This is a genomic window from Roseofilum capinflatum BLCC-M114, from assembly GCF_030068505.1.
Lineage (GTDB): Bacteria > Cyanobacteriota > Cyanobacteriia > Cyanobacteriales > Desertifilaceae > Roseofilum > Roseofilum capinflatum.
Genome location: NZ_JAQOSO010000025.1, coordinates 1 through 19563, shown reverse-complemented (window position 1 = coordinate 19563; position 19563 = coordinate 1). Strand labels below are relative to the sequence as shown.

The following is a 19563-nucleotide window of genomic DNA, read 5'->3' as shown; positions in this document are numbered from 1 at the left end:
ATGAGGGAGGATTTTTTCATCAATCGCCCAAATCTTGAATCGCTTGCCCCCAATTGCCAGAGAGACTATAGTTTAAGCTTAAAATCTTGAGCCATAATCCCGGATAGCGATCGCCCATCCATCCCGCACACCATCGAGTAAACTGGGGAAACCAGGGACGTAACAGGGCGTGAATAAAAGCCTTCGTGGTAAAACTGCCATAGGTCGATAACCAGCGCAACAGATCCTTGGCTCCCGCTAAGTCCCAGATCCACAGGAGTAAGGCAGGATTTTTGAAGGCTGCTTTTAAGGCTAACCGGTTAAATAACAGCCAAGTGGTGCGATCCTTGATAAAAGTATCCGCCACTTCTGGCGGTTCATCGGCCAATAACCCGAAAAACGTATTCAGCATGGAGTTAATGAGCTGGGGTTGAATATGGCGATGGGTGGGAACCATCATCCCCTTAGAAAAGAGCCAGGTGACGGCGGTATTATCTTGATAGGCACGAATGGCGGCTAGATGTTGACTGCTCAGTAGATCGTACTTGAGCGCCACATCTAGCAGAGCAGTTAACCGGGGAAGGTTACGCACCAAGGAGCCAAACCCAGTAAACACCAAGGGAGACTGGAGGGAGGCCGCATCACCAATGGCCAAGACGCGATCGGCCGCTATAATGCGATCGCTATTACCTAAACTAAAATGTCCCGGAATATAGCCAAAAGTCGGCTTTTTCCACACCAATTGATCCAGATCGCAGCGTCGATACTCCGGCAAAATCGTAAAAAAGTCCTCATACATTTCCAGCAAAGAACCCGGATTATCGGGATGCACTTGATGATAGTGGAACAGATAAAACGTTAACTCTTGACCCGCCCCAGGGAATAACTCCCAAATCAACTGCCGTCCCCTAGAAACATCCCCATGGCTATTCAAAACATCCCCATAATCAGAATCCCAAACTCCCGGTTCAAACCCGCCATCAATCATCGCGCCCACGGTGGGACAAACACTATCAAATGCCCGATTTCCATTCAACTGCCAGGCAATGGGCGAAGCTGTCCCCATAGCATCAATCAGCAGCCGCCCTTGCACTTGAGATGTTTCCCCAGTGCCCAAATGCTTTAAGGTCAACCTCACCCCATTGTCGGCCACTTCCGCATATTGAAATTCCGTTTCATCCCGAATTTCGCCCCCCGCTTGCCGTAATTTTTCGCCGCAACTGCCCAACAGCTTATCGGAAGCCATGGCAATATTCAACACTTTAGGCGTGTGCAAGACTTTAGCTCTCAGATGCTCCGGATTATTGCTATCGAAAAACTTATTAAATCCATCTACATATTCCCGTGCAATTAAGTCTTCAAACTCATCTTCCGTAAACAAGCCTAACTCAATTAATCGAGCAAATTCATCCCTAGAAATATTCCATTCCCGATTCATGCGACCATAGGGCAAACGCTCAATCAATAACACCCGATAGCCTCGCGCTGCCATGACTGCGGAATGGATAGCTCCCAATGCACCGCCGATATAAATTAAATCGTAAGTATTCTCTGCCGATAAAGGGGTTTGCAACGGGCGAATGACTGGGCTAGGAATTTGGGGATTTCGCACATTTTCCCGCCATCGTTTTTCCCACCAATATACCCGGTTTAGGTCGTATTCTCCCCTGGGCATTTTCTGGAAATAGCGCACCGTTTGCGGATAATAGGGGGCTAAGGCTTCAAAAATGGACTGTTTGGAGAGGTCGATTTCTGGAGGTTCCGGGTATTCGTGGGGGAATTGTCGCTGGAGCTGGTTTTTGAGGTGATTAATCACTCTGCCCTCTTGGGGAATGGGCGTGTTTGACCAACGGAAGAGTTTTAGATAAGTGGTGCGCTGTACTGACCAAACGAACAGGGACAGGGGGTCTCGTTGAGGGAAATGGAGCCTGAGACCATCGGCAGTGAGGAACTTCTCCCCGATGGGGGGGTCGTAGTGTTGCTGTAACCAAGTACGCACAGCAGAGGTATCGGGTTGGGGGATTTCTAAATAGAGGAGTTCTTGCATGGATTCTGAAGGAGGGCTTAAAAATACAAAACCAGTCTTGACAAAAACAAAAAATGTGTTATAATCGCGGTTACGTGATTATAATAATGTTACAAAAGTTTACATTATTCTCATTATCCCTTCAATTGAGGTTAAACCGATTCAGATAACGATGAACTACCCAATTCCAGAGCATTCTCAAGATATCATAGCGTTGCGCCACAAGCCTGTAGATGAGGAGTTGGTGGCGGCAGCGATCGCCGGAGTGATTAAGATTTCCCGTTCCCAAGGTCAATCCTTAGAGGATCTCAGAGAAGAAATCTTAGCCGATGATGGCTTTTTAGATGCTTCTCAACGCAGTTGGTTAAGTCATGTGCTGGCAGATGCCTGGCATTTAGAATTAGGAACCTCGGATCGCAGACCCTAATTTAGATACACTAAGAACAGGGAAAAGTAAGGGAGGGAGTTGCAGATCGGGAGAACTCGATCTGAGGAAAGTCCGGACTCCCGAAAGACCAGACTTGCTGGGTAACGCCCAGTGCGAGCGATCGTGAGGAGAGTGCCACAGAAACATACCGCCGATGGTGCATCAAGCACACAGGTAAGGGTGCAAGGGTGCGGTAAGAGCGCACCAGCAGTATCGAGAGGTACTGGCTCGGTAAACCCCGGTTGGGAGCAAGGCAGATGGAACTAAGGTTGGTCTTTTACCGGTTCCAGCATAATGAAACCGCTAGAGGTATGGGGTAACCCATATCCCAGATAGATAATTCCCCCCAAGCTCTCATAGCAGATCTTGGAGAACAGAATCCGGCTTATGACTTACTTTTCCCTCTTTTTGTATCAGGAAATAGGTTGGGTTTAAGATATGCGGTTGAGGCGGTTGCGTACAGAGAGACGGAAGATCGATCGCACACAAAAGATGATAAACACGCCCGATCCACACAGGAGAGCGATCGCCCATCCTGAAAATTGACCGACAAACAGGATACTACTAGAAATCAAGGTAAAGCCAGCCCCATAGAGATAGAGTAAGCTTTGTAGTCCTAAGCTGAGAGACTCTAAGAGACGATCGCTCTCTTTAGCCCTCACAGAAAACGCTAAGTCTCCGGTTTCCATCCGTTTTTCTAACTGTTCAAACCATTGATCGGTAACCGTTGGTTTTTCAAAAGGAGACTGCACCCACAACTTCACCTGTCGTAGAGTTTCCCCCACTAAATATCTTGTCCCTTTTCCTGCGGTGACTTCCCGAATAAAGGGTTGAGAAGAAGCCGCTAAATTATATTCTGGGTCTAAAATGCGGGCGATACCATCAAGAGTTGTGAGAGCTTTTAACACAAACGTCATCTCGGCGGGTAAGCGGAACGGTTGCTGCTCAAACATGGTATAGAGTTCATCCTTAATTAAAGTAAACTCGCGGAAATTCACCGGCCGTTCCGTAAACCGATCCAACAAAAACGTAATCAAGCGGCGCACAGGGGTCATATCGGCCATGGGTTCAATTAATCCCATGTTGATTAGGGTCTCGACTACCTCATCCGTATCTTTGCGTAAGACAGCAAAAAAATTGCGGATCATTTGGTCTTTAGCTAAAGACTGAATTTCCCCCATCATGCCAAAATCATAGAAAATCAGTTGCCCTTTGGAGGTTACCGCTAAATTACCGGGATGGGGATCGGCCTGGAAAAAACCATCTAAGAGGAGTTGCTTGAGATAACAACAAATGCCAATTTGATTAATTTTCTGAGGATCTAAACCGCAGGCAATCAGGGCTTCCCGATTATCGACTTTAATACCGGGTAAATATTCAATCGTTAACACTTTTTGGGTGGTGTAGCGCCAATAAATGCGGGGAACAATAATTTCGGGATAGTTGGCAAAGTTTTGCTGAAAGCGGTCTGCATTTAAGGCTTCTTGTTTATAGTCAATTTCTTGATAGAGAATGCGAAAAAATTCATTATAGATGGTTCGCAGTTCATACTTGCGCGTCCAGGCAAACAGGAGTTCGGTGACTTGGATGGCTCGATAAATGGCTTTAGCATCCACATCAAATAATGCTCTTAAACCAGGACGTTGAACTTTGATCACCACTTCTTCCTGGGTGTGGAGGGTGGCGCGATGGACTTGGCCGAGACTGGCAGCCGCGAGGGGAATGGGGTCAAAGTCTTGGAAAATTGCGCCCACAGATGCGGCAAGTTCGAGTTCGATAATGGCGATCGCCGTTTCTGGGTTGAAAGCAGGAACTTGATCTTGCAGTTGTTCCAGGGCTTCTACATATTCCGTAGGCAGGAGATCCGCTCTGGTGGAGAGAGATTGACCGATTTTAATAAACGTGGGCCCTAGTTTAAGCAGGGTTTTCACCAAACCCCTAGCTCGTTTACGTTTGAGGGCGGAAGAGGGCCCCCCGCGCCAGCGATCCCAGAGCAACAGAGCAATGAAGCGAAAGGCCGCCAAAAAAACTTGAATTTGACGGATGACGGGAGAATAGGTGAGTTGTTGCCAGCGCCGGGATCGAGGTTGAGTAATTTTGAGCATTCTGGGGGTTACCCGTTAAGATTCACAACCGCTATCACAGCCTAGCATTAACTCTGGGGAAGGATAAGCGTAAAACAAGTTTCCCAGGAGGATCGAGAGTTTAGGGGCTGACTGCTGACGGTAATGGTTCCTCCTAATTGTTCCACTAAAGCTTTCACCAGGGCTAGACCTAAACCGGTTCCGGCGATCGCCCGATCGGTGATTCCTGTTCCACGACGGAATTTATGGAAAATTTCTGGTAATTCCTGCTCCTCAATGCCTATTCCTTGATTGGCGATCGCCACTTGCACCCCCTCTATCCCCTCTGCGTGATAGGGTTCGACGGCGATCTTCACCTGAGTCTGGACATCAGAGAATTTGCCCGCATTGGTTAATAGTTCTGCCAGAATGCGCTTGAGGCTTTCGGGTTCTGTTTCCACGGTTTTCACGTCTGGGGCGATTTCTAGGTCTAAAGTCAACTGCTTATGGCTCCATTGACTCTCAAATCCGGCGGTCATGTTATCCATCAGCCCTTGCAGTTCCAAGGCTTGACGCTCCATGTCCACCGTCTGTTCTTCCAATTCTTGCAGGGCTAGTAAGTCATTGATCAGATGGATTTCCTGTTGGCATTGGCTCTCTAAAATTTCCAGATATTTTTGTTGGCGATCGGGCGAAATTCCCGGTTGACGTAACATCCGGATCGCCAAGCTCATGCTGGTTAAAGGAGTCCGCAATTCATGACTAATGGTACTTAAAAATTCATCTTTTAGTTCATTAAGATGACGCAGTTCTTCCACCTGGCGGCGAGTTTGTTCATAGAGTTTCGCCTGCACCTTGAGGCTTAATTCCAGTTGGGCTGTGCGTTCAGCGACTAAGACCTGGACTTGGCGCAACCTCTGGGACATGGCTGGCCCCGCATGGGATACAGAAGCGTCAGTTTCTAGTGATGCCATCTCCCAGTCTACGTTATGATTTTCCATATCATGATTCCACTCTGGAGGACAAGCATCAAGAGATTTTAAGAGATAGGGTAGGTTATAATGGGTGGAGTTCACCTTAAGGGTACAATTCATATCCGTGTTTTCCCTTGCTTTCAGAACATTGTGTGGCATCATGGTGTTGTACCCCCAGATTGATGAAGAATCAGTGAAAAAAACCGTAAAAGGGTTAAGATCGAATCAGATATCTATGGCTCAATGGCGAATAGAAAAGGGTTGAAACTAACTCTAATTCTTTAATCCATTGGGGAAGATTTCTAATCCACAAAGCCTAATCACAGGGTACAATAAGGTTCTACCAAAAGAAATCCGAAAATTCCGCAAACTTTTTCCCCAGGCAAGCCATTTCGTCCAAAGTGCCTCTTTTTTTATCTTTTTTTAATCTTTTCGTAAGCAATCAACCTAGGCTAGGCCATGACCCAGGTACAAGACTCCCCAGAATTCCCGCCCACCCTTTCTTCCCCCATTATTGGAACCGTCAAAGGCCCAGGTGAAACGGGAAATCAATATGTGTTTATTACAACGAATAATCGCCAAGTCAAAATCGGGGAATTTGTTTATTATTCGTTGGTTTCTGGGGATCGAGAGCGGGAAATTCTCGGCAAAATATCAAAGATAAGTCTAATCGATCACTTACCCGATCGCATCTTTGCAGATCCAGAAACCAGTCCAGAGGCGATCGCCGCTTTAGTCGGATTTACGGATAAAAATCCAGAATTGTATGAAGTGACGGTAGATGTAATTGGGTATTTTCACCCCAACTTAGGATTTCTTAACCCTCGCCAGTCCCCCAATCCGGGAGCTAAGGTGATGTTAGCGAGCGATCGCCTCTTACAGTCGGCAATCAACCGCAAACAGCAAGCAGAAGTGGGGAGCGCCCACATGGGGTCAATTCTCCTGCGTCCCGGTGGCAATGTGCCCGTGGTATTAGATGTGAAAGAATTAGTCAGTACCCACTTAGCCATTCTTGCGGGCACGGGTTCCGGTAAATCCTACACGGCTGGGGTACTGATTGAAGAATTTCTCGCCCCCCATAACCGCGCCCCCGTCTTAATTTTCGACCCCCACGGAGAGTATGGAACCTTAGCCGACTTACAAGGCCATGGCGCATTTCGCGGCGAAGATGGCTATAGTCCCCAAGTGAAAATTTTGCTGCCAGAAGACGTGCATATTCGGCTGTCGTCTTTGGACTACTACGATATTTTGATGCTGTTGCCGACGATGAGCGATCGCCAACAGTCCATCCTCAGCAAAGCCTTCAACATCCTCAAAAAGCACAAAAACTCCGAATATCGGTGGGATGTACAAGACCTGATCGCCGCCGTTTATGAAGCCGATCGCCAAACCGACGACGAAGGGAACGAAAAAGTGGGAACTTCAGCGCCCGCTCTAGAATGGAAACTCGAACGGTTAGAGCGATCGCCCCATTTCCACGCCTACAAACACCTCACCCCCCAAAACCTGTTTGAACCCGGACAAGTCACCGTTCTGCAAATGAACGAAATCCCCCAAGAAGAACAACAAGTCATCTGCGCCGCTCTCCTGCGCCAAAGCTATCAAGCGCGGATGAACACGCAAAAACAAAACCTCCTCCCCGACGATGACAACTATCTTCCCTTCCCCGTCTTCATCCTCCTCGAAGAAGCCCATCGCTTCGCCCCCGCTCACGAACCCTCCCGGTGTAAAGCCATGCTACGAACCATCCTCAGCGAAGGGCGTAAATTTGGTTTAGGAGTCGGACTGATCACCCAGCGCCCCGGTAAACTCGACTCCGACGTACTCTCCCAATGCATGAGCCAATTTCTACTCCGCATCATCAACCCCGTAGACCAAGACAGCCTCAAACATGGGGTCGAAGCCGCCGGACGGGACTTGCTCAACGAACTGCCCGCCCTCACCAAAGGTCAAGCCATCATTGCCGGAGCGTGCGTCAATACCCCCGTTCTCTGTCGCATCCGCCAACGGCTCACCCGTCACGGAGGCGACACCCTCAACGCCCCCGAACTCTGGCAACATTACTTCCAAAAAGACCAGCAGCAACAACGGCAAGCCAGCGCCGCCCCGCCAGCGAAACGAGAAGCCCCCCAAGTGTTTAATGGCAGAAGTATCGATTGATATGTGGCGATCGGTCTATATTAGCGAAATGAATAAGTAATGGGTACTATGAACTTTTACACCGGGTTGATCGTCTCTAGATCTATAGAGACTAGACCAGCCCTGTATTTTCCTGAAGTCTGAGGGGATGAGATGAATAGTGAATTAGGTCATGCTTAATGTACCTGAGTTTCTATCAAATTCCCCGATCGATGGGGTGAAGGAGAAGGTTATCATGTGGAACACTCGTAAAATTGCACCGATTATGATCCTATTGTGTTTAGGAATGAATCCTGTTTATGGCCATCTTCTGCCCTCGGAGCAACCCCTAGACTCTTTTGCGACTTCCGAGCAGAGCAACCCCAATCTCATACAACCCTTGGTGAATCCAGCAGCCAGAGATCAACGGGGCGGCCGAGGAGATTGTACCTGGTTAGGATGCTAGTATCAATTAACAATTAACAATTAACAATTAACAATTAATAATTAACAATTTTCATGTCGGCAACAGCCGAAAAAATTAAAAATGGGTCTTGGTTGGGGGCCCAATGTCCCCATTCCCTATTCCCCATTCCCTATTCCCTATTCCCCATTCCCTAGCGCGTAGCGCTACACGAACTTATGACCATAGACTTAGGGCGATTCTACCAAGCTTGTAATCCATCTGCACCGTTAGACTTGGGCGATCCAGACAACCGTCGTTATTATATTGATTTTTCTTCTGTGCGGGGGGGCAAAATTGTCAAAGCTTTGGGTCGTACGATCATCACCCTATCCCCCGATCGCCCCACTTGCCAACTGTTCACCGGCCATATTGGCTGCGGGAAATCCACCGAACTCCTGCGCTTAAAGGCTTTGCTAGAAGAACAAGGCTTTGAGGTCGTCTATTTCGAGTCCTCAGAAGACCTGGATATGGGCGATATCGACATTACCGACATTTTACTGGCGATCGCCCGTCAAGTCAGCGAACATCTACAGCAGCGCTCCATCGAACTGCAACCGCGCACCTTCAAAACCCTGCTCAAAGATGCCGTAGACTTCCTCCAAACCCCCATCGACCTCAGTGCCGAAGCCTCCATTCCCGGAGTCGGAGACCTCAGCGCCAACACGAGCGGCGAAATGGAATTTTCCCTTCCCCTCGGTATCGCCAAAATCACCGCCAAAACCAAAGAAAGCCAAAAACTGCGCCATCGTCTCCGCAACTATCTCGAACCCCGAACCGCCAGTATCTTAGCAGCCATTAACCAAGAACTGCTGCAAGTCGCCAACAGCCAACTCAAGCGTCAGGGAAAAAAAGGATTAGTCGTTATCGTCGATAACCTCGACCGGGTACATAATCAAGCCGGGCCCACCGGACGACTCTTACCCGAATATCTCTTCATTGACCGGGGAGCGCAACTGCGTCAACTCGACTGTCACCTCGTCTATACCATTCCCCTCTCCCTGATTTTTTCCAGTGAATGCGAAACCCTCAAAAATCGCCTCGGAGGAGGCATTACCCCCAAAGTCTTACCCATGGTTCCCGTCAAAACCCGCAGTGGACAACCCTTTTCCCAGGGAATGGAACTGTTGCACCATATGGTCTTAACCCGTGCCTTTCCAGACCAAACCCTAGAAGAACAGCAAGGCCATATTTTAGAACTCTTTGACCACCCCGACACCTTAGACCGGCTCTGTGAAGTCAGTGGGGGTCACATGCGAAACCTGTTAGGAATGCTCTTTAGTTGTCTGCAACAAGAAGACCCGCCCTTTACACGGGATATACTAGAAGCAGTGATTCGAGACCGCCGGGATTATTTAACCACCTCCATTAAGGATGAGGAATGGGAACTGTTGTATCGGGTGGTTAATCACCAAAGCGTACAGGGAGACCTCGAATACTTGACCCTATTACGGAGCATGTTCGTCTTTGAGTATCGAGATTCAGAAGGCTCTTGGTTTGCCCTTAATCCTGCCCTATGCGAGCATCAAAAGTTTAAACAATGGTTAGCACAGAACAACAGTGGGAAGATTGCGACTTCATAGACAATGAACGGGCCCTGAACCAGTTGGCGCGAGCGATTACCCTGTCTCAAGGTCAGTTTTCCTTAATTCTGGTACGCTGTAACTATGGTCAACTGCGAGAAAAGGTATTAGAGCAGCTATCGGAGGTGTTGAAGGCGCGATCGCCTAATTTTTCCTCGTTTAGATGCCTGCAATTATCCCCCAATGTTACCCATCTCTATCGCAGCGTTAAAGCCGATCTAGCCCTAACTCCAGATCAACCCTCTGCATTATTGGTCTTAGGTCTAGAATCGGTCATTAACTTAGAAGAAATCTTAATTTCCACCAACGTTATCCGGGACGAATTTCGCAAACAACTCAACTGTCCCCTCGTCTTATGGGTTAACGATCGCCTACTCTATCAATTTTTGCAACTTGCCCCCGATTTTGCCAACTTTGCCGCCAATCCCATCTCCTTCGATCTCAGCACCAAAGCGCTCTCGACCCTCATTCTCCAAAAATCCCAAACCTTATTAAATAATCTCTTAAGTCGTGAGCAGAAACAACTTCTCACCTTTCCCCTCTCTTTTATTAACTCCAAACGGGGAGGATGCGGCCAACATCGAGCCGAGTTAGAATTTGCCCTCTCGACCTTAGAGCGTCGAGAAGCCCTGTTTGCTCCCGGTTTACAAGCAAGAGTTGCCATTCTGTTAGGTCATGACCGACTGATGCAAGGTCAGATTGAAGCCGCGATCGGCTATTATCAAACCGCCTTAACTTACGAACAACAGTTATCCTCTGACGGCAATTTAGAGCATCAAGGCTTACTCCTATTTTATCTGGGCCTCTGTTATTTTTATCCCGCCCAAGAGAAGCCCGAACAGCAAGAATTATGGGAACAATCTTGGTATTATTTTCATCAATCTATACAGTGCTTTCAAGAGGCTGGACGGCAAGATTTAATGGCACAAATCACGGGACAAGTCAGTGATGTACTGCAACATTTGCAAGACTGGGAAACCCTGTTAGAGTTTACCCAAACGTCCCTAAATTTACATCAGCAGTATGGCTTACCCCTTCAGTTAGCTCTCGATTATGGTTTTTTAGGCAAACTAGCCCTAGGACAAGAAGAATGGGAAACAGCCCGCGATCGATTCGAGCAATGTTTAGCCATCTTAGATTCAGAAATAGACCCCAGTGACAGCAATACTTTCACCCCTGTATCCCAGGGATTATACCCTCTCCTTTGGTCTCAGTTATTTCAATTACAATTCGTTCGATGTTTGCGCCATCTGAAGCAGCAGGAACGGGCAAATCAGAAGTTAACACAAGCAAAACAGAAGCTAAAAATAGCGATCAAAGAAAGCAATTCTCGCCACGACCCACACCGATATTTACGCTTATTAAAAGGCGTGCGATCGCTCTATTTTCACGAACAGTGTTATCGAGAAGCCTTCTTACTCAAACAAGAACAGCGTGCCGTCCAATCCCAGTATGGATTACGCCCCTTTGTCGGTGCAGCCCAATTAAGACCCACTCAACAAGCCTTAAATCCCCTCTTTTCTAATCCGATAGAAACCGATGAAAAAATGGGAGGAGTTGCCGAAGCCATCTCCACCTCGAACCGTCAAAATGATGTTCAAAACCTAGTTTATCGGATTAGTCGTTCCGATTATAAAATTACCGTCATTCATGGCCCTTCTGGAGTCGGAAAAAGTTCAATTGTTAATGCAGGATTAGTACCCACTTTACACCGAAAAACTCTCGGCGATCAAATTCCGATTCCCGTCGTGATGCGGGTCTATTCCGATTGGGTAGTGAACTTGGGGAAAGCCTTACAGGAATCCTTAAAACCCTTTCAATTTAGCCATTCTGAACTTTCCGATTACACCCCAAAACTTTATCTGCAAAACTTAGATGAAATCGCCGAGCAAAATGGATTAACGGTACTCATTTTTGACCAATTTGAAGAATTTTTCTTTGTCTGCGATCGGACTGAAAAACGACAAGAATTTTATCAATTTTTAGAACACTGTTTGCATCGCTCTGGACTCAAAATTATTATTTCGATTCGGGAAGATTATTTACACCATCTCTTAGAAATTGAACAAAATATATCCTTAGAGGGTATCGGCTGTAATTTGCTCGATAAAAGTAACCGCTATGCATTGGGTAATTTTTCCAGAGCGCATACCTTTGAAGTCATTAAAAATTTGACTCGTCACACTCAGTTTGAACTCGATGATGATTTAATTGAAGCCTTAGTTGCAGATTTATCTGTGGGAACCCATGAAGTGAGACCCATTGAATTACAAATTGTTGGCTCTCAACTTCAAGACCTCAACATTACCACATTAGAACAATATCGTCAAGTAGAATCCAAGCAGAAATTAGTCGAGAACTTTTTGAACTCCGTCATTGAGGATTGTGGCCAAAAGAATGAGTATCACGCCCGCAAAGCGGTTTACTCTTTTATTGATGAAGACGGAAATCGCCCCCTAAAAACCAAGTCAGAAATTTTAGTAGAAATGGGTTCCGATCTCGCCTCCGAAACCCTGACCCTAATTTTAGAAATTTTCTGTGGTTCAGGCTTAATTTATCTGATTCCCGAACAACCCGAACCGCGCTATCAGTTGATTCATGATTATCTAGTGGAGTTTATCCAAACCCAGAAAAATCAGGCGATTAATCAGGAGCGATCCCAACTTCAGCAACAAAATGCCCAAAACCAGAAAGAAATTGACCAATTACGCCATCAAAATTTGCTCATTTCTAAGTTAGCGGATGAGCGCTATGAACTGGTGGAAAAAAACTTGGGGGATTATAGTCCTGATGCTGAAAATCATTCCATTTCTGACTCCGAAGCCCTAGATCAGGAAAAGCAACGGTTTTCAGAAGGACAGTTTATGCTGGACAAACTACGCCAAGAGAATGATTTATTAACCGCATTAGCTGAAGCGAAAGCGAAAGAAAAAAAGAGCGAAAAACAGCGCAAATTGATCTTAAATTCTCTTTTAGTGGGTGCAGGTTGTTTTATTGTCGGGTTAACAGGATTTGCTTGGAATGGAGTGATTAATCAAATCAAAACGTTAGGCACATCGTCCGAGGCTTTAGTGGGATTAAATAAAGAAATTGAAGGCTTAACCACAGGAATTAAAGCAGGAGAGCAAATTAAAACTACACCATTTGTGCCAAAATCGGTGTCGGATACGATTGAGAAAACCTTATCCTATGCCGTTTACAAAATTAGCGAAGAAAATCGCTTAGAGGGTCATAAAGATGGGGTTTATGCAGCCACCTTTAGCCCCGATGGAAAAGTGATTGCTACCGCAGGAGAAGACCGCACAATTCGCATTTGGGATGAACAAGGAAAGCCTGGTTTTACCATTCCCGGTCATACAGAGGTTATTACCAGTTTAGTATTTCTAGACGATGGCCAACGGTTAGCATCTGGCAGTTGGGATCATACGATTAAAGTATGGAATTTAGGCCAGTTGCCTGAGTTGGCCGCAGTAACCAGCTCAGATCGGATAGAATATGTGGAATTAAAGGGCCATACTGACCAAATTATTGACCTAGCTGCTAATCAAGATCTAGAGAATCCGTTAATGGCTTCTGCTAGTCGCGATAAAACGGTGAAAATATGGAACCAAGATGGCTCTGAGGTAGTGAGTTTACCCCATGATTCTTCAGTTTTAAGTGTGGTATTTTCTCCCGATGGTCAGTGGGTGGCGACGGCGAGTTTAGAGCGTAAAATTCGTTTTTGGCGCTTGGATGGAACCCTCGTGAAAACGTTTATCACTGAGCAAGAAGTGTATGGGATGAGTTGGTCGCCCAGGGGATTGTTGGCGGTTGCCGGTCAGGTAATTGAGGAGCAAACAGGTCAGCGAAAAGGAACGGTTGGTTTTTGGACTGAAGAAGGGTTGATTACTGAAATTGAAGCCCATGACGATACAGTTTTGGATGTACGATTTAGTGCGGATGGTGAACAGTTTGTAACGGCCAGTAAGGATAAGACGATTAAAATTTGGAGTGCTTTAGATGGCACTTTACAAAAAACGTTAATGGGTCATACCCATTGGGTTCCCAAGGTGGCGTTTAGTCCGGATGGAAATCGCATTGTTTCAGCAAGTTTGGATAAGTCGGCGAAGGTGTGGCGTTTGAATAAGGCTTTGATGGAGGTTTGGGACGGGGGTGGGCCGCTCAATGGGGTGAGCGTGAGTGGAAATGGTCGGAAAATTGCCACGATTGGGGAGAATGGCATGATTACCCTATGGCAGCCGGATGGGAGGAAGTTGAAGTCCTGGAAAGGTCATCAGGGAGAGGTTTGGGGGGTGGCGTTTACACCAGATAGCCAGCAGTTGGTAACCGCAGGGGACGATCGCCAAGTCAAAGTCTGGAACCTAGAGGGAGAGCTGCTGCAATCTCTGAAAGGTCATCGGGATGTGGTTCTCAGTGTCAGTGTCAGTCCGGATGGTCAGTTGATTGCTTCTGGGAGTAAGGATTATAGGGTGAAGTTGTGGCGCAGAGATGGCACATTATTAAAAACCTTGGTTACGGATAATTCTGCCATTAATTGGGTCAGTTTTAGCCCCGATGGTCAGCTTGTGGCTGCTGCCAGCGATGAGGGACGGGTGAAGCTCTGGCGCACAGATGGCACTCAGGTGGGCACTCTGCGCCATCGGGCAGGAGTTTGGGGAGTAACGTTTTCTCCCGATGGTCAGGCGATCGCCACAGCCAGTTATGATAGTCGGGTCAAACTCTGGAACCGCCAAGGGCAACTCCTGGTTGAACCCCTGGAACATGAAGGCAACACGGTCACCAGTGTTGTTTTTAGTCCAGACGGAGAACGATTAGCATCCGCCAGCCATAACATGATTCGCCTCTGGCGCAAAGATGGAACCTTACTGCATGTACTGACTGCAAGTTCCCATCGTTCCATCAACGGACTCAGTTTTACCTCCGATGGCAAAACCCTGATTTCCGTCGGTGGAGATGGACGGGTTACTCTATGGCATTTAGAGCAGTTAGAGCTTGACCAGTTGCTGGAAACAGGGTGTGAATGGTTACAAGGCTATTTGGAGAATAATCCCACCGGCCAAGAAGAGAGCCTCTCTCTGTGCGATTGAAGAGTAATACAGTGATCAAACAGAGACTTGTACTTTCTCTTGTACCTGGAGAGATTGCTGAACCTGAACAAAAGCGTCATAAATCGCAACTTCTGATTGCACAGCTTCAAAGCTCACTACTAAACAATAAGGTACAGTCGCATCTTCATTCTGATTCCAACCCGGATGTGCAACTACAGCAATACAGAATCCCTCACGTAAGTTATAGGACTTTACTATTGCCCAGTCTTTCTGAATCGTTCCATTACTTCTTGATATTTTCTTAACTATACCATCAATTCCTTTCGGTCTCTTCTTTCCCTGAGAATCAGGTTTGAATTGCTTTTTTCCTAGTGTCCACTGAAATCCATCTGCACCTTTTTCTACATCCTCTCCAGCTTTATATTCTTTAATAACTTTTTCCAGAAACCGATCCGGATTTTCTCCTCGGTTACTACATCTCCAATCTAACCAAGTCGATAAATACTTGCGACGATGCCGACGAGTTCGACGAGGTTCAGCCACATAAGACAAAGTGATTTCAACCAGAAAATCAAGGTCTTCATCCGGTCTTAGAAACATCTCTGGAATCTGAACTTGATAAACTCTAACTCCTCTAGCGCTAATCCTCTCATTGCCTGGAGTAATTAATGTTATACGATTGGGAGTATTCTCTAGAGCGCGATCAAGATTAGGGATACCATAACCCATTGTCCGAATCCCTTGATAGAGTTTTTCTTTTGATTCATTTGTCCAGTCCGGTAAACGTGCTGATTGAACAATTAAAGCACGATAAAGTAAAGCACTCTCTTGAGGAAATTCTGCGGCTAGAGCAGCAGCAATGTGAGAGACTTTAGGCACGGCAAATGAAGTCCCCACAGCATCAGCACTAACTGGTTTACCTCCATTGCGGGTTGAACGTACTAGCTCAGGACAAACACCTTCTGGTGTGGAAAAATTTGGTGAAATTGCTGAGTCAGTAACATAATCTCCACCATACTCAACAACTTCAGGTTTAATCGTGTCCCAAATTCCTAATCCCGTACAAGAGAAAGCAGAAGGATGATCTTTTTCTGCCATTGACCGCAAATTGGAATCTTTATAAGTCACATGAGCAACAGAGCCAACAGTTAAAGCCTGGAAACTTTGAGCAGGATTGGCAATCCTTGCAGATTTCTCCAATAAATAATCTGGGTAATATTGTCCCTTTTGAAGATGATAATCAATAGATGGTCGGGTTATAAAGTCTGTTTTAGGATTTAGGTTGCCTGCTGCTACTATAAGTAGAATATCTCCTTCTTTCTCCCAAGTAAGCTTATCTATCGTAGCAGCCCAAGCAGACATAGATTGTGTTCTGCAAGGACGAATCGCGGCAATAGAGTGATTAAAAATTCTAGTGCTGAACCGATCGTAATAGTATGCAACAATCTCTTCTAAAACTTTCGGAGGAAATAGATCTCTAGGTAACTGGTTATCCCGATTGAGAATTCTGGCGTTTTGAAGCCAACATATAGCTTGTTGGTAATCCATTTTAGGTACTCCACGAGGATAAAGAATTGCACCAGCAACTCTCGTTCCATGTCCACCATATTCAACATAATCAACTGTTGTATCCAATTCTTTAGGAACCCATGACTTGGAATGATGGGAATTAATGGCAGCTTTTAGTAGAGGATGGAGTTCTTGAATACCACTATCAATCACACAGACTTTAGGTGCATTTTGCTCGGGCGCTTCTAGAGTAAATGCTTTTGGATCGGATTCAGAATCACTAGATCTTGCTGAAGGAACACTAAATTCATCAGGTTTACTGACATCAAAAATATAGGGAAAATTGAGAACTAGATCCTTTAAACCTTTGCCGCTAATTCTTATTCGACAGGAAAAACTATCTGAAAATGGTATACTCTTTAATATGTCTCCACGGTATTGTCTAATAAATGAATCAAGTTTTTGTTCGCGATCCCAATGTAAATTATCGAACTCTTGCTCAGATAAATGATTCTTGTCTAGCCACTTTGTTATGCCTTTTTTAAAGGTTTCATCACTTTTATATTGTTTTCTATTTGGATACCTTGAATATTGCTCTTGAACCTTAATACAAGAAATCCCCACATCTACAATGTACTCTTGTTGCTCACGAAGATTCTCCCACTCAGCTTGAAGACTATCAGAAAGAATATATTCTGGACGTTTAGTTCCTTCTAATATGTCCCAAATTTCTGGAACTTTGCCGACATGCTTTTCAGCCTCAATAAAGTTATCGATCTTTTTCCTCAGTTCTGATAACTCTGTATCTGCTGATGCACCAATGATATACCCTTGCTCTAAGTCAGCAACTACTTCAATACCAAAGCTTTTGAGATCTTCAGCATTAAAACTATCAGGATCGACTTCTAAGATAAAGGAAACTGCGTCTGGTAGCTTTGGTTTGCCCTCTTGCTCACGTTTCTTCTGCTCTTCTTGCCAATGGGTTGTGATGAAATCAATCGAAGATTTTAGCTTTCTACTATGTCCTCCAGCATTCCCTTGATTTCTCAACGTAATATCAGATTTTACCCCCACAAAAAGCCTCGCATTTCCTTCTCGGACTAGACGTAGTGAAAGATGAGGATATTGCTTTGGTCGATCAGACATGAGAAACTAAAATCTCTTGAATTGACTCTTCTAGATGTTCTTGAATAACTAGCTCTTCTCGATCTAATATGGCTCGTTTAGCTGCATTTTGTCCAACCTTCACAACTTGTGCTGCTGAAAAGTCGATCATTTGTTGTACAATCGAACTCCAATTAATCGAACCTAGCGATACTGAGTAAAGAGTTTGTTTAAGGATGGCTTCAATTTCTAACTCTGTTGGTTTAGGAACTTCAATTACATCATCAAATCGCCGCCATACCGCTTCATCCAAAAATTTAGTTAGATTAGTTGCAGCAACCAGTAAGCCATTGGAGGCTTCATACTCATCAAGTAACTGAAGGAAAGTATTGACCACTCGCTTAATCTCCCCAACATCCTGGCTATCTTCACGAGATTTAGCCAGTGCATCGCATTCATCAATAAATAGCAAGCAAGGAGATGCAGCAGTAATTTCAAATACCTCACGTAAGTTGGTGGCTGTTTCTCCTAAGTAGGAAGAAACCATGGCATCAAAGCGTACTTTAACCAGAGTTAACCCAGTGTTCCAAGCAATACGCTCGGCTCCCATGGTTTTACCACAGCCTGGCGAGCCATGAAGTAAAATTTTTTGACGATAGCGCAAACCGTGATGAGCCAAACGCTCACGAGCAGCATATTCCCTTTCAATTCGGCGAAACCGATTTTCTACAATCTCTGAAAGGATCATATGATGTCGCAGTGCTTCACGAGGTATCGTAACAATAAATGGATGGTTAAATCGGTGTTTACTCGATAATCGGGTCAGCGATCGCATATTCTCTGGTTTCGAGAACACAGGGTTTGAGGTTGTAGGAATTTCCCGATGGGCATCCGTCGCTAAATTTTTGGGTTTGGAAGGGGGAGCGCTTTTTTGGATAATACCTTCTAGCTGTTCAGCAAGTCTTGTGTGGCCTAGTTTTCGCTCTTCTTCAACGATAATCGACAGCATACTCTGTGTGGCCTGTGAATCTTCACTGGCAACAGCACGAAATAAACGTTTTAGCACTTCTCCCTTCATCTTGTGCTGGGTCACCCGAAAGCGTTGGCTTCAGTCCTACAATACCGAGACTCTGCTGAAATGTTAAGAAAACTTCACAAAAAGAGAACTTTCTGGTTTAGTCTGAACGTAGCTCTCTCAAAAGTCGTGAAGTTGATTTTTTATTCAATTATAGCTTAATTTATGTGAGTTTGGGATAACCTGAAACCCTAATGCTGTTGCTATAAAATAGGATCATCTCTTGGCTCACTGTCCCCCATTCTTCTATCATGGTTTCAGTTCATCCCCAAATTGAGTATCCAGAAAGCGACGGGTTACCCTTGGCTGACAATACGATCCAATTTCGCTACATTACAACCATTCAAGGCGGTTTAGATGCTCTGTATAGCAATGACCCGGATGTGTTTATTGCTGGAGACTTGCTCTGGTATCCCGTAGAAGGAGATAATGTGACTCGTGTAGCTCCGGATGTAATGGTGGCATTCGGTAGACCTAAAGGCGATCGCCGCTCCTATCGACAATGGGAAGAAAATAACATTGCTCCCCAAGTGGTCTTTGAAATTGCTTCACCGAGTAACACGCTCAAAGAATTAGAAGACAAAAAACTGAAGTTTTATACCCGTTATGGAGTCCAGGAATATTACCTGTTTGACCCAGATCGAAGCAAGCTAAAAGGATGGATACGTCAGAAACAGGGGAATTTAGTGCCGATAGCATCCATGCAAAATTGGGTGAGTCCCCTGTTAAATGTGCGGTTTGTGCTGACAGAGGCGGGAGAATTGCAACTGTATAGTCCGAGTGGAGAGCGGTTTGCGACTTATGTGGAGGCGATCGCACGGGTAGAAAATACGCGGCTAGAACTCGAACAAAAAGACCTGGAGCTTGGACAAAAGCAGGAAGAGATCGAGCAACTCAAGCAGGCCCAGCGTCAGGCGATCGCCCCATTAGCAGCTATGGGACTCGATGCAGAGGCGATCGCCCAAATCCTATCCTTATCCGTTGAAACAGTACAGGATTATCTGCAATAGACCATCCTAACTGTATTCAAGCCAGATACACATCCACAAACGTCGGTGCTAAAGCTTGAGAAAGTCTTGCCAACCAATCCGTCCCTTCCCATTCGATCCTACCGGCCAACAAGAGAGCTTGTCTCTGTGCGATTATAGTCAATTCAAATAACAGTGAGACATTTTTGTAGGGGCGAGCGGCCGC

At 45.7% G+C, this 19563-nt stretch carries 11 protein-coding genes and 1 other RNA gene; 7 read left to right on the top strand and 5 right to left on the bottom strand.

Annotation, left to right across the window (positions count from 1 at the left end; genetic code table 11):
• Positions 1-19: 19 nt before the first annotated feature.
• Positions 20-2026 (bottom strand): NAD(P)/FAD-dependent oxidoreductase, encoded by a 2007-nt coding sequence (locus tag PMG25_RS05930; RefSeq protein WP_283765982.1) that lies wholly within the window; start codon positions 2024-2026, stop codon positions 20-22.
• Positions 2027-2177: 151 nt separating this feature from the next.
• On the opposite strand from PMG25_RS05930, the gene PMG25_RS05925 reads away from it, so the two are divergent.
• On the top strand, positions 2178-2432 hold the full coding sequence (locus PMG25_RS05925; protein WP_283765981.1) for a hypothetical protein: 255 nt from the start codon (positions 2178-2180) through the stop codon (positions 2430-2432).
• A 22-nt stretch (positions 2433-2454) separates the two neighbouring features.
• Positions 2455-2836: RNase P RNA component class A (gene rnpB / locus PMG25_RS05920), an RNA gene on the top strand.
• Positions 2837-2863: 27 nt separating this feature from the next.
• Here the strand turns inward: rnpB and PMG25_RS05915 are convergent.
• Together PMG25_RS05915 and PMG25_RS05910 are read right to left on the bottom strand one after the other, a co-directional pair.
• Positions 2864-4537, bottom strand: a complete 1674-nt coding sequence (locus PMG25_RS05915) for an ABC1 kinase family protein (protein WP_283765980.1) — start codon at positions 4535-4537, stop codon at positions 2864-2866.
• 47 nt (positions 4538-4584) lie between these two features.
• On the bottom strand, positions 4585-5589 hold the full coding sequence (locus tag PMG25_RS05910) for a sensor histidine kinase (RefSeq protein WP_283765979.1): 1005 nt from the start codon (positions 5587-5589) through the stop codon (positions 4585-4587).
• 339 nt (positions 5590-5928) lie between these two features.
• Here PMG25_RS05910 and PMG25_RS05905 point away from each other — a divergent pair, with 339 nt between their 5' ends.
• The 4 genes from PMG25_RS05905 (at position 5929) to PMG25_RS05890 (ending at position 14720) form a co-directional block, all read left to right on the top strand.
• Positions 5929-7629, top strand: a complete 1701-nt coding sequence (locus PMG25_RS05905) for an ATP-binding protein (RefSeq protein WP_283765978.1) — start codon at positions 5929-5931, stop codon at positions 7627-7629.
• Between the two features lie 214 nt (positions 7630-7843).
• Positions 7844-8053 carry a hypothetical protein gene (locus PMG25_RS05900; RefSeq protein ID WP_283765977.1) on the top strand — a complete coding sequence of 70 codons (210 nt, stop codon included), beginning with the start codon at positions 7844-7846 and terminating at the stop codon, positions 8051-8053.
• 176 nt (positions 8054-8229) lie between these two features.
• Positions 8230-9633 (top strand): P-loop NTPase fold protein, encoded by a 1404-nt coding sequence (locus PMG25_RS05895; protein WP_283765976.1) that lies wholly within the window; start codon positions 8230-8232, stop codon positions 9631-9633.
• Positions 9591-14720, top strand: coding sequence for an nSTAND1 domain-containing NTPase (locus PMG25_RS05890; protein ID WP_283765975.1), 5130 nt, complete (start codon positions 9591-9593; stop codon positions 14718-14720). Before PMG25_RS05895 ends, PMG25_RS05890 begins: the two co-directional genes overlap by 43 nt.
• Before the next feature lie 15 nt (positions 14721-14735).
• Here the strand turns inward: PMG25_RS05890 and PMG25_RS05885 are convergent, their stop codons facing one another.
• Entirely contained in the window at positions 14736-17336 is a 2601-nt protein-coding gene (locus PMG25_RS05885) for a S8 family peptidase (RefSeq protein ID WP_283765974.1), read from the bottom strand.
• Positions 17329-18372, bottom strand: a complete 1044-nt coding sequence (locus PMG25_RS05880) for an ATP-binding protein (RefSeq protein ID WP_347178753.1) — start codon at positions 18370-18372, stop codon at positions 17329-17331. Before PMG25_RS05880 ends, PMG25_RS05885 begins: the two co-directional genes overlap by 8 nt.
• Positions 18373-18620: 248 nt before the next feature.
• Between PMG25_RS05880 and PMG25_RS05875 the strand changes: the two genes are divergently transcribed.
• Complete coding sequence (locus PMG25_RS05875) at positions 18621-19379, top strand: Uma2 family endonuclease (protein WP_283765972.1); 759 nt, start codon at positions 18621-18623, stop codon at positions 19377-19379.
• Positions 19380-19563: the final 184 nt, after the last annotated feature.

Excerpts from the sequence above, each read along its gene's own strand:
- PMG25_RS05930 (WP_283765982.1), bottom strand. The coding sequence starts at position 2,026 with ATGCAAGAACTCCTCTATTTAGAAATCCCCCAACCCGATACCTCTGCT.
- PMG25_RS05925 (WP_283765981.1), top strand. The coding sequence starts at position 2,178 with ATGAACTACCCAATTCCAGAGCATTCTCAAGATATCATAGCGTTGCGC.
- PMG25_RS05915 (WP_283765980.1), bottom strand. The coding sequence starts at position 4,537 with ATGCTCAAAATTACTCAACCTCGATCCCGGCGCTGGCAACAACTCACC.
- PMG25_RS05910 (WP_283765979.1), bottom strand. The coding sequence starts at position 5,589 with ATGAATTGTACCCTTAAGGTGAACTCCACCCATTATAACCTACCCTAT.
- PMG25_RS05905 (WP_283765978.1), top strand. The coding sequence starts at position 5,929 with ATGACCCAGGTACAAGACTCCCCAGAATTCCCGCCCACCCTTTCTTCC.
- PMG25_RS05900 (WP_283765977.1), top strand. The coding sequence starts at position 7,844 with ATGTGGAACACTCGTAAAATTGCACCGATTATGATCCTATTGTGTTTA.
- PMG25_RS05895 (WP_283765976.1), top strand. The coding sequence starts at position 8,230 with ATGACCATAGACTTAGGGCGATTCTACCAAGCTTGTAATCCATCTGCA.
- PMG25_RS05890 (WP_283765975.1), top strand. The coding sequence starts at position 9,591 with ATGGTTAGCACAGAACAACAGTGGGAAGATTGCGACTTCATAGACAAT.
- PMG25_RS05885 (WP_283765974.1), bottom strand. The coding sequence starts at position 17,336 with ATGTCTGATCGACCAAAGCAATATCCTCATCTTTCACTACGTCTAGTC.
- PMG25_RS05880 (WP_347178753.1), bottom strand. The coding sequence starts at position 18,372 with ATGAAGGGAGAAGTGCTAAAACGTTTATTTCGTGCTGTTGCCAGTGAA.
- PMG25_RS05875 (WP_283765972.1), top strand. The coding sequence starts at position 18,621 with ATGGTTTCAGTTCATCCCCAAATTGAGTATCCAGAAAGCGACGGGTTA.